12 protein-coding genes and 1 pseudogene are annotated in these 14,887 nt (G+C 72.9%); 7 read left to right on the top strand and 6 right to left on the bottom strand.

From position 1 onward, the window contains the following. Positions 1 to 12 precede the first annotated feature (12 nt). Both ACWCRA_RS20965 and ACWCRA_RS20960 read right to left on the bottom strand, forming a co-directional pair. Entirely contained in the window at positions 13 to 1,209 is a 1,197-nt protein-coding gene (locus ACWCRA_RS20965) for a M20 family metallopeptidase (protein ID WP_351555831.1), read from the bottom strand. 64 nt (positions 1,210 to 1,273) lie between these two features. After that, positions 1,274 to 2,827, bottom strand: coding sequence for an AbgT family transporter (locus ACWCRA_RS20960; protein WP_351555828.1), 1,554 nt, complete (start codon positions 2,825 to 2,827; stop codon positions 1,274 to 1,276). 115 nt (positions 2,828 to 2,942) lie between these two features. On the opposite strand from ACWCRA_RS20960, the gene ACWCRA_RS20955 reads away from it, so the two are divergent. The 3 genes from ACWCRA_RS20955 to ACWCRA_RS20945 all read left to right on the top strand — a co-directional run bounded on the left by ACWCRA_RS20955 (position 2,943) and on the right by ACWCRA_RS20945 (position 5,100). After that, entirely contained in the window at positions 2,943 to 3,974 is a 1,032-nt protein-coding gene (locus ACWCRA_RS20955; protein WP_351555825.1) for an Lrp/AsnC family transcriptional regulator, read from the top strand. A gap of 68 nt (positions 3,975 to 4,042) precedes the next feature. Continuing rightward, the gene (locus tag ACWCRA_RS20950; protein WP_351555822.1) at positions 4,043 to 4,474 is read left to right on the top strand and encodes a RidA family protein; all 432 of its coding nucleotides are present in this window, start codon (positions 4,043 to 4,045) and stop codon (positions 4,472 to 4,474) included. Between the two features lie 140 nt (positions 4,475 to 4,614). Beyond that, positions 4,615 to 5,100 carry a histidine kinase gene (locus tag ACWCRA_RS20945; protein WP_351555819.1) on the top strand — a complete coding sequence of 162 codons (486 nt, stop codon included), beginning with the start codon at positions 4,615 to 4,617 and terminating at the stop codon, positions 5,098 to 5,100. A gap of 235 nt (positions 5,101 to 5,335) precedes the next feature. Here ACWCRA_RS20945 and ACWCRA_RS20940 read toward each other — a convergent pair whose 3' ends face one another. Together ACWCRA_RS20940 and ACWCRA_RS20935 are read right to left on the bottom strand one after the other, a co-directional pair. Beyond that, entirely contained in the window at positions 5,336 to 6,217 is an 882-nt protein-coding gene (locus ACWCRA_RS20940) for a universal stress protein (RefSeq protein WP_351554253.1), read from the bottom strand. Positions 6,218 to 6,427: 210 nt separating this feature from the next. Then, entirely contained in the window at positions 6,428 to 7,081 is a 654-nt protein-coding gene (locus tag ACWCRA_RS20935; protein ID WP_451068288.1) for a TetR/AcrR family transcriptional regulator, read from the bottom strand. A gap of 346 nt (positions 7,082 to 7,427) precedes the next feature. Between ACWCRA_RS20935 and ACWCRA_RS20930 the strand changes: the two are divergent. From ACWCRA_RS20930 to ACWCRA_RS20915, 4 genes and pseudogenes are all read left to right on the top strand, one after another. Then, a pseudogene (locus ACWCRA_RS20930) lies at positions 7,428 to 8,021 on the top strand (SRPBCC family protein); the annotation flags it as partial. 1,055 nt (positions 8,022 to 9,076) lie between these two features. Continuing rightward, on the top strand, positions 9,077 to 10,990 hold the full coding sequence (locus tag ACWCRA_RS20925; protein ID WP_451068287.1) for an outer membrane protein assembly factor BamB family protein: 1,914 nt from the start codon (positions 9,077 to 9,079) through the stop codon (positions 10,988 to 10,990). Continuing rightward, a complete protein-coding gene (locus tag ACWCRA_RS20920; RefSeq protein ID WP_451068286.1) occupies positions 10,987 to 12,285 on the top strand; it encodes an MFS transporter in 1,299 nt (432 codons plus the stop codon). The genes ACWCRA_RS20925 and ACWCRA_RS20920 overlap by 4 nt, the downstream gene beginning before the upstream one ends. Positions 12,286 to 12,499: 214 nt before the next feature. After that, the gene (locus ACWCRA_RS20915) at positions 12,500 to 12,886 is read left to right on the top strand and encodes a VOC family protein (RefSeq protein ID WP_351554265.1); all 387 of its coding nucleotides are present in this window, start codon (positions 12,500 to 12,502) and stop codon (positions 12,884 to 12,886) included. 137 nt (positions 12,887 to 13,023) lie between these two features. On the opposite strand, the gene ACWCRA_RS20910 is transcribed toward ACWCRA_RS20915, so the two are convergent. Together ACWCRA_RS20910 and ACWCRA_RS20905 are read right to left on the bottom strand one after the other, a co-directional pair. After that, positions 13,024 to 13,455 carry a cupin domain-containing protein gene (locus tag ACWCRA_RS20910; RefSeq protein ID WP_451068285.1) on the bottom strand — a complete coding sequence of 144 codons (432 nt, stop codon included), beginning with the start codon at positions 13,453 to 13,455 and terminating at the stop codon, positions 13,024 to 13,026. A 52-nt stretch (positions 13,456 to 13,507) separates the two neighbouring features. Beyond that, positions 13,508 to 14,731, bottom strand: a complete 1,224-nt coding sequence (locus ACWCRA_RS20905) for a TerD family protein (protein WP_351554271.1) — start codon at positions 14,729 to 14,731, stop codon at positions 13,508 to 13,510. Positions 14,732 to 14,887: the final 156 nt, after the last annotated feature.

Below are 14,887 nucleotides of genomic sequence, written 5' to 3'. Positions count from 1 at the left end.
CCGGGCCGGGTGTCAGGACGCCGGGGCCCGGCCGCCCAGCGGCTGGGCCAGCCGTCCCAGCAGGGCGGCGACCAGGGCCGTCTGGGCCGGCACCGTGTCGGGGTAGATGAACTCGCCCTGGGCGTGCGCGCCGTCGCCGACCGCGCCCATGCCGCACAGGACGGGCAGACCGAGGGCGGCGACGAAGTTGGCATCGCTGGCGCCGCCGACGGAGGCGGCGGGCAGCTCCCCGCGGCCCTGCTCACGGGCGACCTCACGGGCCAGGGCGAGCAGCGGAGCGGAGGCGGCTCCGAGGGTCATCGGCGGCCGGTTCCAGGCGTGTTCGATCTCGATGCGGACGCGGGGGTCGCTGACCCTGATCGCGTCCAGCTCCGCGTCGACACGGCTCTGTTCGTCCTCGCTGCTGATCCGGATGTCGATACTGGCGCCGGCCCGTCCGGCGACCACATTGGTGGCGGAACCGCCCGTGAACAGGCCGGTGTTGATCGTGGTGCCCTTGCCGGGGTCGGCGACCCCGGCGGCGGCGATCACGAACTCGGCGAGCGCGGTGATCGCGCTCGCCCCGTCCTGCGGCGCGAGCCCGGCGTGCGCCTCGACACCGACCGCCGTGACCTGGAAGATCCCGGACCCCTTGCGGGCGGTCTTGACCGCGCCGTGGGCGCTGGGCTCCAGGACCAGCGTGGCGTCGGCCCGCCGCGCCAGTTCCTCGATCACCGGCCGCGACGACAGGGAGCCGATCTCCTCGTCGCCGTTGAAGAGGAAGGTGACGGTGGGCACGGGCCCGCCGCTCTCCCGGGCCAGCCTCAGCGCCCAGACTCCCTGGAGCAGTCCGGTCTTCATGTCGAAGATCCCCGGCCCGCTGAGCCTCTCCCGGCCGTCGCCGGCCGGCGACGGCTGCTCCCAGCCGGCGAGGGTGCCGGCCGGCCACACGGTGTCGTAGTGGCCGATGAGCGCGACATGACCGGGACCCGTACCGGTGTAGGTCAGGGCGAGGGTGTCGCCGCACTGGCCGCCGGGGTGGCGCTGTTCGTGGTCGGGCCGGCCGAGCCGGAGGACGGCCAGTTCGCGCAGGAGGTCCAGGCCCGCCGCGAGACCGGGCAGATCGTAACTGCCGGTCTCGTGGCGGACGAGCCGCATAATGTCGGCGACGATCTCCGGCGACACCTCGTGGGCGCGGGCGGTGAGGACGGCTGCGGGCGATGCGGTCATGATCTGCTTTCTCGTACGGGGTCGGGGTGCGGGAGCGCGGGGCTCGGCCGGCGGCGGGAGCGGGTCAGCTGATGCCGAAGGGGATGCCGAGCAGGTACCAGGCCACGAAGAACGCCATCCAGGCGACCCAGACGACGGCGGCGATCGGGATGGTGAAGGAGGCCAGGGTGCCGATCCCGGCGGACTTGCGGTACTGCTGGATGAAGCCCAGCGCCATCACGAAGTACGGGCTCATCGGGGTGACGCAGTTGGTGACCGAGTCGGCGACCCGGTAGACGGCCTGGGTGGTCTCGGGCTCGATGCCGATGAGCATCAGCATGGGCACGAGCACCGGCGCCGCCAGCGCCCACAGCGCGGAGCCGCTGGTGATGACGAGGTTCATGAAGGTGATGAGCACGGCGATGCCGACCAGCACCGTCCAGCCGTCCATGTCCAGGGCGCGCAGTGTCTCGGCGCCCTTGACGGCGAGGATGTCGCCGATGTTCGTCCACTTGAAGTAGGCGAGGAACTGGGAGATCGCGAAGAACAGCACCAGGATCGGCGCCATCGACCGGGTGCCGTCGACCATCGCCCCGATGATGTCGCGCGCGGCGGAGAAGGTGCCGGTCATCCGTCCGTAGACGGTGCCGAGCACCGCGAAGAACAGGCCCAGGACGAGCGCCATCCCGCCGATCACGGGGGAGTTGACGATGCCGCCGCCCTCTCCGCGCAGCGGAGACGAGACGGGCGTCATGGCCGCGATCAGGAGCGCGATGAAGCCGAGGGCGACCAGGCCGGTGGCGCGGAGCGCGCGCTGCTGCCGCCCGGTGACCTCGATGGCCTCCAGCTCCCCGGCTTCCATGGCGCCCAGGGGCTCATCGGGCTCCAGGTCCGAGCGGCGGGCGATGACCTTGTCGACGACCAGGGTGATCACCAGGGCCACCAGGACCGATGAGCCGATGCCGAAGAAGTAGTTGCCCACCGGGGTGACCACATACCCCGGGTCGATGGTCTGCGCTGCGGCGGTGGAGATGCCCGACAGCAGGACGTCGGTGGTGGTCAGCGACGGGGAGGCGTTGTACCCGGCGGAGATCGAGACATACGCCACGATGCAGCCGAGCACCGGGCTGCGGCCGGCGGCCCGGAAGATCAGCGCGCCGATCGGGACGAGGGTGAAGTAGGCCGCGTCCCCCGCGACATGGCTGACCATCGCGGTCAGCGACAGGGCGAAGGTGAGGTACTTGCCCGGCACCCTGGCGACCATGCGGCGCAGCAGGGCCGAGAAGAGCCCGCTCTTCTCAGCGACCACGATGCCGAACATCACGGTGAGGATGGTGGCCAGCGGCGGGAAGGCGGCGAAGTTGTCCACCGCCCCCTCGATGGCCATGGTGAGACCGGCGTGGCTCAGCAGGCTCTCCACCGTGATGGTCTTGTTCGTGCCGGGGTGCACGGCGGTGACATCGGCCGCCGCCAGCACGGCGCTGAGCACGGCGACGACCCCGGCGAGCATCCAGAACAGCCAGAACGGATGCGGGAGTCTGTTGCCGACCTTCTCGATCGCCGCGAAACCCCGGAACGCGATACGCAGGACTCTCGACTCCGGCTCGGTCGGCCGAGGCCCGGCGGAGGTGGCGCTCATAGGTACCTCTTTGTGCAGGTGAAGGATGTTCCTGCGAACAATGGCACCTGAGTGGGAGATTCTCTAGTCTTTAAAGGTAACGGTGGGATTAACCAGCGGGCTAAGGTGAGGCGCTATGACCCGCCCTCTCCTCGACGAGCTCGACCGGCGCCTCATCGGCGCGCTGCATCTGGCACCCCGGGGCACCTGGGACGACCTCGGCGGAATCCTGGCCGCCGACGCCAGCACGCTCAAACGCCGGTACGACCGGCTGCGCGAGGCGCGGATGGTCCGGGTGATCGGGCAGGCCGACTGGGGCATGCACACCACGGCGATGCCGGTCCATGTCTTCCTGGACATCACCGGCGAGACCCCGCTCGCCGTCCTCCAGCGCCTCCGCGATCTGCCGCATCTCCAGCTGATGGCACAGATCTCCGGCGACTACCCCCTCTACGCCGTGGTCCACGCCCCCTCCGAGGCCGCCACCAGCCAGGCGATCGATCGGATGTTCTCCATCCCGGGCGTACGCCGTGTCAACGCCCTGCCCGCCCTGAGCACTCTGCGCCGGGGCATCACCTGGGACCCCCGGTTCCTCACCGGCACCGAACGCGACGCCCTGCTGACACTCACCGGCACCCGGCCCGGCGGCACCGCGACCGCCACCGCGACACCGCCCGCCAAACCGCTCAGCGAGGCCGAGCGCACCGCCGTCGCCGAACTGATCCAGGACGGCCGCGCCTCCGCCGCGGGCATCGCCCGCACCGCCGGCCTCGCCACCTCCACCGCGCACCGGGTCGTCCGCCGCATCCTCGACGAGGGATGGGTCAGACCGCGCCTGGAGATCGTGTCGGAGTGGCTCGGCTTCCAGACCCCGTTCATGCTCCGCCTGCGCGTGGCCCCCGGTGAGACCCCCGATGTCATGCGCCGGATCGACCAGCTCCCGCAGACCCGCCTCGTCGCCCAGGTCGCCAGCGACCTGTCCGTCCTCGCCACCGGTCTGGTCACCGACCGCGCGGCCCTGGCGCTCTTCATCGACGGCGAGCTGGCCGAGATCCCCGGCATCCTCGCCGTCAGCGTCGATGTCATGTTCGTCGAGCCCCGCCGCTACTGGGTCGACCGGGAACTGACCTCCGGGCTGGGCGCGTTCCACGCGCCGACGCTCCTGTGAGCGGCCCCGGGGCCGCCGCTCCGGGGGCTGGGTGAGGGGCACCCGGGGCCGGATGTGAGGATGCCGCCATGACGAACAATCAGACGAACCATCATCTGACGCACATCGCCCGACCGGGCGGCATGCCCGCCGGTACGGGATACACCCATGTGGTCACGGGAACCGGCCGGTGGGTCGCCGTCTCGGGCCAGCTCGCGCTGGACACGCGGGGGCGGCTCGTGGGCCCGGACGATCCGCTGGCCCAGGCCCGGCAGGTGTTCGCGAACCTGGGGCGCTGTCTGGAGGCCGCGGGGGCGACCTTCGCGGATGTGGTCAGGCTGACCTACTACATGGCGGATGTCTCCCATCTGAAGCAGGTGGCGGTCGCCCGCAACGAGGTCATGGACCCCGCCAGGCTCCCCGCCTCCTCCGCGTTCCAGGTCGTCTCGCTGGTCTCACCGGAGTTCCTGATGGAGATCGAGGCGGACGCCGTCGTCCCGGCCGGCCGGGACATTCCGTGAGCCGCTGAGACCGCCGCGCCGACGGGCGCGCAATGCCCCCGCCGGCGCCCGGGGCCGCTTACTCTGCCCCGGGGCCCGACACCGTGGGCCGCCGCCGCCCGCCCCGCCGGAGCCCGGCGGCCGAAGGAGGTCCGGGAGACGTGTCCGTCCACCGCGTAGTCACGTTGCCCTTCACCGAAGCCGACCGGTGCCGGGCGGCCTTCGCCGACGCGAAGCACCTGCCCGGACTGCACCAGGCGGCGGTCATCGAACGCGCCGCCGACGGCACCCTCGACATCCCCGAGAACCACGCGGTCGGCACGGGTACGGCCACGGTCGGCGGGAGCGCGGGCGGCGGCCTCGTCGGGCTCATCGGCGGACCCCTCGGCGTCTTCGTCGGCATGACCGCCGGTGCCCTGCTGGGCGACGCGGTCGAGGCCCGGCGCGACACCGAGAACACCGCCGGGCTCATCCTCCTCAGCGCCGGTGTCCAGGACGGCACCAGCGTCCTGGTGCTCGACATCCAGGAGGCCTCGGACGACCCGGTGGACGACCTGGCCGCCCGCCACGGCACCACCGCCGGCCGCGAGTCCGCCGCCGGCTTCACCGCCCGGGTCCGCGCGGCCTGGAAGTCCGCCGACTCCTGACCGCCCGCCCGCGCGGACCGGCCGGGCGCTCACCTTCCCGGTGGCGGCGGCAGCGCGGGGGCCCGGGCTCACCACGCGCCGTCCCCGTCGCCGCGACGCACGGAGGTCCGTGCGGGGGGCCCTCAGCGCCGGAAGACCACCGGCCCCCGGCCCCGGCCCCGGCACGGTCACGGACGCCGACGCCTCCGCCGGCCCGGCCCGCACCCCCTGGCGCGGGCCGCCCGCCGGCCGGCGATCACGGCCGGTCGCCGCGTACCACCGCCACCGGGCAGTGCGCGTGGTGCAGCAGCGCCTGGCTCACCGAACCCAGCAGCAGCCCGGCGAAGCCGCCCCGGCCCCGCGCGCCCATCACGATCAACTGCGCCTGCTCGGTCTCCTCGATCAGCGCCTGCCGGATACGGTTCTCCACCAGCCGCCGGTGCGCGGTGACCTCCGGATACCGGTCCTGCCACCCGGCGAGCGCCTCCGCCAGGAGACGCTCCTCCGCCGCGCGCATCCGGTCGATGCCGTCGACCAGGTTCTCCGGGAACCCGGGGTCGTCGTCCCCGCGCTCGGTCCAGGTGTTCCACGCGTGGACGGCGACCAGTTCGGCGCCCCGCGCCGCCGCCTCCGCGAACGCGAAGCCGATGGCCGCGCCGGCCTCCGGCGAGCCGTCGACCGCCACCACGACGGGCCCGGTGCCGCGCGCGTCGCCGCGCACCACCAGGACCGGACACCGCCCGTGCGCGGCCAGGTGCACCGCGGTCGAACCGACCAGCAGCCCGATGAACCCGCCCATCCCCCGGCTGCCGACCACCACCAGGGACGCGTCCCGCGACTGCGCCTCCAGCACGGTCAGCGCCTCGCCGGTCACCAGGTCCTGGGTGACCACGACGCCGGGCTCGGTCTCCCGGGCCCGGGTCACGGCGTCGGAGAGCAGCCGCTCGGCCGTGTTGCGCAGTCCGCCGTCCTTCGGGCCGACCGGGGAGGGGCCGAGGGAGACATGCAGCGTGGGCCAGATGAAGGCGTGCACCACATGGAGCCCCACCCCGCGCAGCCGCGCCTCCCGGGCCGCGACCTCCACCGCGGTGAGCGCCGACTTCGAGCCGTCCACACCGACGACGACCGGACCATTCATCACAGCACTTCCGTTCTTCCGCGTGCGCCGTACCGGCGTCACCGCCTGTCTCCAGTGTCCGGCGGGCGAGCCGGGCCCGCATGTGCCGAACGGCCCCGGCGCGAGGGCCGGACAGCCCTGACGGGCGGGGACACCCGGGCCCGTCGCCACCGGGCCGGCGGCCGGTGCGCGACCCGTCGGCGGGGGAGGGGCGGAAGCCGGGCCGGGCGGTCAGGCCCGGGGTGCCAGCAACTCGGTCAGCTCGGCTTCGAAGAGCAGGGCGGGGTCGAAGTCCATCCCGCCGAAGTGGCCCGCCAGCTCCAGGGAGAGGATTCCGTGCAGCCGGGTCCAGACGGTCAGGGCCCGCTGGAGGGCGGCGGACGGGGCGGGGTGGTCCCCGGCCCAGTTCCGGTGGCCGTCCAGATGGGCGCCGAACGGTGTGGTGGGGCCCTCCGGGGCCAGGGCCGCGCACGCGTCGAGCAGGGTCGCCATGATCCGGCCGGAGATGCCGGTGATGTCGTCGGGCGCGTGGTAGCCGGGGACCGGGGTTCCGTAGACGAGCAGATACCGCTGGGGGTCCTCCAGGGCCCAGCCCCGCAGGGCGTGGGCCAGCGCGGCCAGATCGGGGCCGTCGGCGGAGGCCGCGCGGAGGGTGTCGTCGAGGCTCAGATACGCCTCGCGGATGAGTTCGGTGATCAGGTCGTCCCGGCTGGCGAAGTAGCGGTAGAGCGCCGGTCCGCTCATCCCCATCTGCCGGGCGATGGCGTTGAGGGAGAGCGCGGACGCCCCCGCCGTGGCGATCTGCTCCCAGGCGTGTTCCTTGACCTCGGCCCGCACCTGGGCGCGGTAGCGCTCCCTCGGTGTCGTGGCATCCGTCCTCGGCACGACCGCCTCCTCCCTCGTCCGTGGGGCTACAGCCCTCAAATTTCGTTAGAAGCTATCACGGTGGTGGTTGACCGCCCGTGAGGCATAGCGTTATAACTTCTCACGAACGCAAGAGGCTCTTCGGTGGGCGCCCGTTCTCCGGGCGACGCGCCGATCGGCTGAGAGACCGACGGAGAAGAGGAACGCCATGCCCGGCACCCACGCCACCACCACCGCCACCACCGAGACCGAGACCGAGACCGAGACCGGCGCCCGCGCCACCACCCGTACCGGCACGCACGCGGCCACCGGCACCACCTCCCGCACCCGCACCGGCTTCCGCACCGGCTCCCGGGTCCGCGCCGCGCTGTGGGCCCTCCCGCTGGTCGCCGGTCTCCTCGGCACCGCCGCCGCGCCGGCCGGGGCCGCCCCGTCGCACCCCGGTCAGCCCCTCACCTGCCGGGGGGAAGGGGTCGACCCCGCCGCCCTCGTCCGCCACCGGACCGAGACCGTGATCCACGCACCGCCGCACACCGTGTGGAGGCTCCAGGCCGATGTGGAGCGCTGGCCGGCCTGGAAGGCCGCCGTCACCGGCGCGGACCGTCTCGACCACGGCCCCTTCCGGACGGGTTCCGCGTTCCGGTGGACGATGCCGGTGCCGCCCAACCCGGTGACTCCCGCCACGAGCCTGGAGATCACCTCCACCGTCGAGCAGCTCAGGCGCGGTTCCTGCATCCGCTGGACCGGTCCCGCGATCGCCGACGGACTGCGTATCGACGGCGTTCACGTGTGGACCTTCACCAAGGTCAGGGGCGGTGTCCGGGTGAGCACCGAGGAGACCCACACCGGCCCCCAGGTCGAAGCGCACGTCCCCGTCGCGACCGAGATCCTCCGCCAGGGCCTCGAAGCGTGGCTGCGCGACCTGAAGACGGCCGCCGAAGCCCGCGCCCACGACACGGCCCACGACACGGCCCACGACACGGCCCACGACACGGCCCACGACACGGCCCACGGCGCGGCCCGCGACACGGCCCACGGCGCGGCCCGCGACCGCACCCGCAATCCGGCCCACTGAAGCCGGAATTGCCCGATGGAGAAGACCGGACGCGCTCCGGCGTGTCCGCCACCGGCGCCCCAGGGCACACCCGCGGGGGATGATTTCATCGAGCCATCCGCCGGCATGATCGACCGCAGGGGAATGTCCTGTTCGCCTCTTTCCGGCCCCGGGTGTCATCGCGACCCCCGTGCCCCCTCCGGGCGGTGCGTCGAGCCGCCATCTCCCCGTTCGAGGAGGGGTTGGCCGGGCGGGGCACGGCCGGGAGCCCTTCGGCGAGTCCGGCCACAGGAGAACCGGCCGTCCTGTTTTACCCTGGTAGCTCCACCGCACCTCATGCGAAATTCGGGCGACACAGCCGGGGTCGACGCATTCGGGGGTGGGGAATGGGCGGCGAGGGGTTCAGACCTGAGACGGCTTCCACGCCTGATCGGCACGGTGCCTGCCAACCGCCGGACAGGCGTCGCGGCACACCGGGCGAGCTTCCGGGAGACCGCGGACGCGCCGGAGAGCCGCAGGCCGGCGCCGCCCCCGAGCATCCGCGCCGCGTGCCGGCGGTGACCGCCGCCGCCCTGCCGTAGCGCCCTGAACCGGCCGCCGGGCGCTCACTCCGGCGGCCTCGGAGGCGGTCCGTGCCCGGACCCTCTCCCGCCCGCTCCGCCCCGCTCTTGTCGAAGGCGAGGTGATTCCCATGCCGAAGCCCGTGCGCCGCGTCATCCGAGGAGACATCTAGGGAGTTCCCTTCTGATCGGGCCGGATCGGCGAGGCGCGGTGCCAGGGCCCGCGAGCCCGGCACGATCCGAAAGAGACGACCCGGTACCGGAGAACGACGACCCGGTACCGGGAGCATCATGAGTGAACCGCTCCCCGGGGCAGCACCGCCGGCCCCGGGGAGCGGGCCGCCCTCCCGGGCGCCCTGTGCCGTACGCACCCCATGCCGCGCTCCCAGGAGGACCGTCCCCGTGCCGAACGAAGAACGCATCACCCGCCTTGTCAACCGCCCCGGGCGGGGAATCCTGGCCGCCGATGTCCGTGGACGCCTGCACTGGCTCGACGCGGATCTGCGCCGTGTCCGTTCCTCCCGTTCGACCGTCACCGCCCAGGACCCGTCGGGCGACCCGCTGTACGCCGTAGCCTTCAGCGAGGACGCCGTCCTCACCCGCGACAAGAGGGGCAACATCTCGCGGTGGGACATCGAGACGCTCGCGCTGACCGACCGGCTGGACGCCCGGAGCACGGTGAACCGCGGGTTCCTGATGGAGGGTGAGCAGCCCTCACCGACGATGCTGCGCGGCATCGGGGTCTGGGACGGCAAGATGTACGTCAACAACGGCTACTTCCAGCTCGTGGTCGTCGACCTGGCCGGCTTCACCGTCGACCGGGTCGTGCTCTGGCCGCACGGCTACGACATGCTGGAGTGGTTCTGCACCGACGCCCCCGGTGTGCACGCGGTCTCCGACCGGCACGGCAGAATCCATCTGGGCTCCCTGGACGAACTCTCGTTCCCGAAGGTCGTCGAGGTCGACACCTCCAATGTGCACCGGGTGGTCTACGACGAGCGCCACCAGCGGTTCTGGGCGACGACCGACGCCGGTCTGGGCGACACGTACAAGATCGCCAACGGGGTGGTGACCGTCGGGCTCGACGGCACCCTCGACCAGCGGCTGGACTTCGCCCGCAACGACGTCGAAGGTCTGGTCTTCTCCCCGGACTTCTCCCGCGCGTACAGCGGAGGCTTCGACGGCGAGCTGCTGATCTTCGACAACTCGACCCCGGCACTGACCGTGGCCGACCGGATCGGCGGCTTCACCCACCAGATCACCGACATCACCGTGACCGACGACGGCCGGGTCCATGTCCTGACCCAGGACGGCGAGGTGACCGCGCTCAGCCCCGACGGGACGGTCCTCAACACCCTGGGCTTCGCCCGCCAGTGCGTCTGGGACATCCAGCCCGTCCCGGGAGCGGAGCGGGAGCTGCTGGCGGCGACCGACGACGGAGCGGTACGGCTGAGCCTGGTGGAGCCCGAGCCCGGGCACCCCGCCCTGCGCGTCACCGGCGGGCACACCGGCGGCCCCGGCTTCACCCGCAGACTCACCGTCACCGAGGACGGATGGGCCGGTGTGTTCTGGCCGCGCACCCTGCGCCGGGTCTCCGGTGACGGGACGCCGCTCTGGGAACGGGAGCTGCCGGGCATCGCGCACACCCTGGCCCTGTCCCCCGACGGCGCGCGGCTGCTGGTCGCCTGCAACGCCGGCGGCATCGAGTACGACGCGGCCACCGGCGCCGAGACGAGCCGCGTCGACAACCTGCCCGCCAGCGCCTGGGCCGGCGCCTACCTCCCGGACGGACAGCGCCTGCTGGCGACCCGCAACGGCCGGATGAACGCCTACGGCGCCGACTCCGCGTCCACCTGGTCCGTCGAGCTGGGCAACTACCCCAAGCGTCTGATCGTGGACGGCGACCGGGTCAGGGTCACCGGCGGGGGAGGCGTCCGGGAGTTCGAGGTGGGAAGCGCCAAACCGGACCATCAGTACGTGGAACTGCTGGACAACACCGCCGAGAACTGCGCCGTCATCGACGGCACCCTCTGTGCCGTCACCTACGGCATGCAGATCGCCGCCTTCGACCGGACGTCCGGCGAGCTGCTCGCCCTGCACGAGGATCTGCCGGACTTCGCCAAGGGCGTGGCGGCCGTGCGGGGCGCGCACGGCGACGCCTACATCGTCGTGGGCGGCCGAGGGGGCTATCTGCGGCTGTACCGGCTGGACCGCAGCGGCGGCGAGGTGCTCACGGCCGTACGCGATCTGTGGCTGCCCGGTTCACCGGCTGTCCGGGGCGGCACGGTGACCGAAGCAGCGGCAGCCCGGCGGTGACCGTCGCCTCCGCGCCGGGCGGGGAGTCCTCCTCGACACCCGCGAAGGAGGAGTGGGAGCCGTCGCCGTTTCGCAGCGCCCGGTTCAATGTCTTCGCCGCCGGCAACACGGCCAACAACATCGGGGAGGCGGTGTACGCCACCGCGCTGCCCCTCCTGATGTACGAACGCACCGGCTCGCTGGCGGTGATGGCGCTGCTCGCGGGTGCCGTACCGGCGGCGATGCTGCTCGCCCCGGCGTTCGGGGTGGTCGCGGACCGCTGGGGGCCCCGGGTGCTCGTGGTGCCCGGGCTCCTCCTCCAGGCCGCCGCCGCCCTGGCCATGACCCTTCTCCTGCGGGCCGGCCACGACGGGTCCGCCATCCTGTTCCTGTGCGCGCTGCTGCTGGCGATCGGCGGATCGGCCTATCGCGCCGGGTGGATGACCGGCATCCCCGCCATGTTCCCGGACCGGAAGGTGCGCGCTCGCGGCACCCTGAACAGCCTGTTCTTCGCCACCACGCTGATCGGTCCGCTGATCGTCGCGGCGACACTGCCCTGGCTGGGCTACATCGGGCTGCTCTGGTTCAATCTGCTGACGCTCTTCGCTCCCATCGTCGTATGGGCGTTCGGCATCCGGCCGCCCCCGCCCGCCGCCCCCGCGAGCGCGGAACCCGGCGGGGGCGCCCGCTCCGGGAGACTCGTCGAGGGCTGGCGGGCGGTCCGCGGCGACCACCGGATTCTGGCGATGCTGGTGGCACAGCTCGCCCTGGGTGTGGCCTGCGGAACCGGCCTCAACGCGCTCATCGTCTACGACCTCGGGGACACCTGGGACCTGTCGAGCCGGCAGGCCGCCGGTGCCCTGACCGCGATGAACGTGGCCATGCTCGCCGGGAACCTCCTGGTCGCCCAGCGCAAGCGGTTCCACCCCGGGAGATCGCTGGGGCTCGGCATGGTGGTCCGGACGCTCTCCCTCCTGCTGCTCGCCGTGCCGTTCTGGCCGCTGTTCGTGGTCGCCCTCGTCATCGGCGCCCTGGGACAGGGCGCGGTGCTGAGCACGGCGGTGATGATGCGGGTCAAGTACCTGCCGGCGGAGGTACTGGGCCGCGCGACCGGGCTGCTCTGGCTCCTCACCGGTGCCGCCTCGCTCCTCTCACCCGTGGTGACCCCGCTGCTCAGCGAGGCTCTCGGCACCCGGCAGACCTTCCTCGCCCTCGGCGCCGTGGCGTGCGCGGGCCTGTGGTACCTGCACCGCACGCGGAGCGCCTGGACGGCCGGGGACTCACCGGCCCCTTCCCGGCCCGGCGCGGAGAAGTGAGGAGCGCCGGACACGGGCGGGTCCCGGCGGCGGAAGCGGCCCACTGCTCCGGTGCTCCGGTGCGGTGCGGCCCGAGCGGTCTTCCGCCCTCCGGCCCGCGAGGCTGGTTGTCCCGCGGTGCCGGAGATGCTAGATGTTCCACGATCCGCACAGGCCGGACTCCGGAGCGCTTCGCGACCCGGTGACCCGGGACCGACGCACCGGAGAGCACCCCATGAGAATCCATCTGTCCAGTGTTTTCGTCGACGACCAGGACAAGGCGCTGCGCTTCTACACCGAGGTGCTGGGCTTCGTGAAGAAGCAGGAGGTCCCGGTGGGCACGGACCGGTGGCTCACCGTGGTGTCGCCCGAGGACCCCGACGGCACCGAACTGCTGCTGGAGCCCGACGGCCACCCGGCGGTGAAGCCGTACAAGACCGCGCTGGTCAAGGACGGCATCCCCGCCGCCTCCTTCGCCGTGGACGATGTCCGCGCCGAGTACGACCGGCTGCGCGGGCTCGGTGTGCGCTTCACCCAGGAGCCGCAGGAGATGGGCCCGGTCACCTTCGCGGTGCTGGACGACACCTGCGGCAACCTGATCCAGATCGCGCACGGCGCGTAGGCGCCGACGCGGACAGCGCCGACGCGGACAGCGCCGACGCGGACAGCGCCGACGCGGACAGCGCCGGCGTGAACGGCGCCGGCGTGAACGGCGCCGACACCCCGCGCCGGGTCCGCCGGGGGCCGGGACGGCTGCCCTCACTCCATCTCGAAGTCCTCGAAATCGAACCCCGGGGCCACCACACACGTCACCAGAACCGGTTCGTCACCCGCGGGCTCCGCGCTCTGCCAGACCCCGCCCGGGACCAGGAACTGCGGCTGTTCACCCCGCTCCACCCTCCCCCCGAGCACCGACTCGGCCGCCTCCCCGGGGGTCTCGCCCCTCCCTCCGAGCCGCATGCGCAGCGGCCCTCCCCGGTGCCACAGCCAGAGTTCGTCCGAGCGGACCCGGTGCCACCGGGACTCCTCCCCGGGATGCAGCAGAAAGTAGATTCCCGTACCGAAGGGCCGTGGGCCGCCGTAGCCGGAGGGGACCGTCGCGGCCGTGGTGCGCCAGGTCTCCCGGAACCACCCGCCCTCGACATGCGGTCGCAGACCGAGCAGGGCCACCAGATCAGATAAATCCGTCACGGTCCCATCCTGCGGGCCCGGCCCGCTGGACGGAACGGCCCGGATCAGCCGTTCACCGCACCGGCCCGCACGTGATCGTCCACGGTCCCTCCGCGTACTCGAACCAGACCAGCAGGGGGCCGGCGGGGAGGGGGAGGGTCACCCGGCGGGCGCCGATCTCATTGATCAGGTTCTCGGGGTCCTCGGGAAGCCCGCTCAGGCCCGCGATCTCGTAGTAGTGCGCGATGAGGTTCTCGTCGCCCCGGTACTCCACCGCGAGGTCGACGGGCCCGCCCGTGTGGAGAAAGACCTCGGAGCCCGCCCCGGTGAGGGTGCCCTCCAGACGCCGGGCGGCGGCCAGTGGTTTGACCGTGACGGTCCAGCTCTCCCCGGTCTCGACCTTCAGCCGGAGCGCGCGGTTGCCGTCCGACTGGACGGGGGCGCCGCCCCGGTAGTCGTCCATGCCGCAGATCACGGAGATCTCGTCCTTGTTGTTCCGCCCGAGCGGGCAGACCGAGTGGAAGTCCTCACCCCGGAACACCGCCTCGACGAGGACCGGGCCGGGCGGGACCGCGCCCCTGGTGTCGACGACTCCCGTGCCCAGGCCCTGGGAGACGAAGGGCGCGAAGACCGGCCCGAAGGACCAGACGGGGGAGAACGAGGGTACGGCTCCGGGCAGAGCGTCCGGTACGGGCGTGAGCGGGGCCATGGCCACCTGACCCGCCACGGGCGGGACGACGGGCGCCGGCGGTGCGGGCGGGGTCCGGCCGGCGGGGGCGGGCGGGGCGTTCGTGCTCCCGTAGTCGGCGGTGAGGCCCGGGGCCCCGGAGGCGTACCCCTGGCCGATCGCACGGAACTTCCAGCCGCCGGCCCGCCGGTAGAACTCGCCGAAGACGAACGCCGTCTCCGTCCCGGCCCCGGTCACCGGATAGCGGGCGACGCTCTCGCCGTCCGGGGCGAACACCTCCACCACGGGGTCCGTCAGGGCGGCGAGCACACCTCCCGGCGTGGTGCCCGCGAGCACCACCCGGTCGACCGGATGCTCGACCGCCGCCGGGTCGAACTCGATCCAGTGCGTGCCACCGCCCCCGCCGCCGTGCCGGACCGCACCCGAGGGATGCACGGGCCGTCCGGAGGAGACCAGGTCGTGCGGGCCGCGCATCCGGCCGCTGACGGAGTCGAGCAGCAGCGTCATCACATCCAGCGCGGGGGCTCCGGCGCTGCTGTCGTGGCGCACCACGACCCGGAGGGGAACCGAGGGAACGACACAGTTCCCACCTTTGATCATCTGACCCATACGGCCCATCATGCGTGGCCGGGCACGTCTGTGACCAGCCCGTCCGTCGGAGCGCGCCGGACCGGCCGCCCCGCGTGCCCGGAAACCCGGGCGTTCGAGGCGTGCCCGCCGCGCGCCGGCACCGCACACGGCGGAGACCGGCGGAGGGAGCCGTAC

It is taken from the genome of Streptomyces sp. NPDC001889 (genome assembly GCF_053594535.1).
This window is presented reverse-complemented; position numbering and strand designations above follow the sequence as displayed.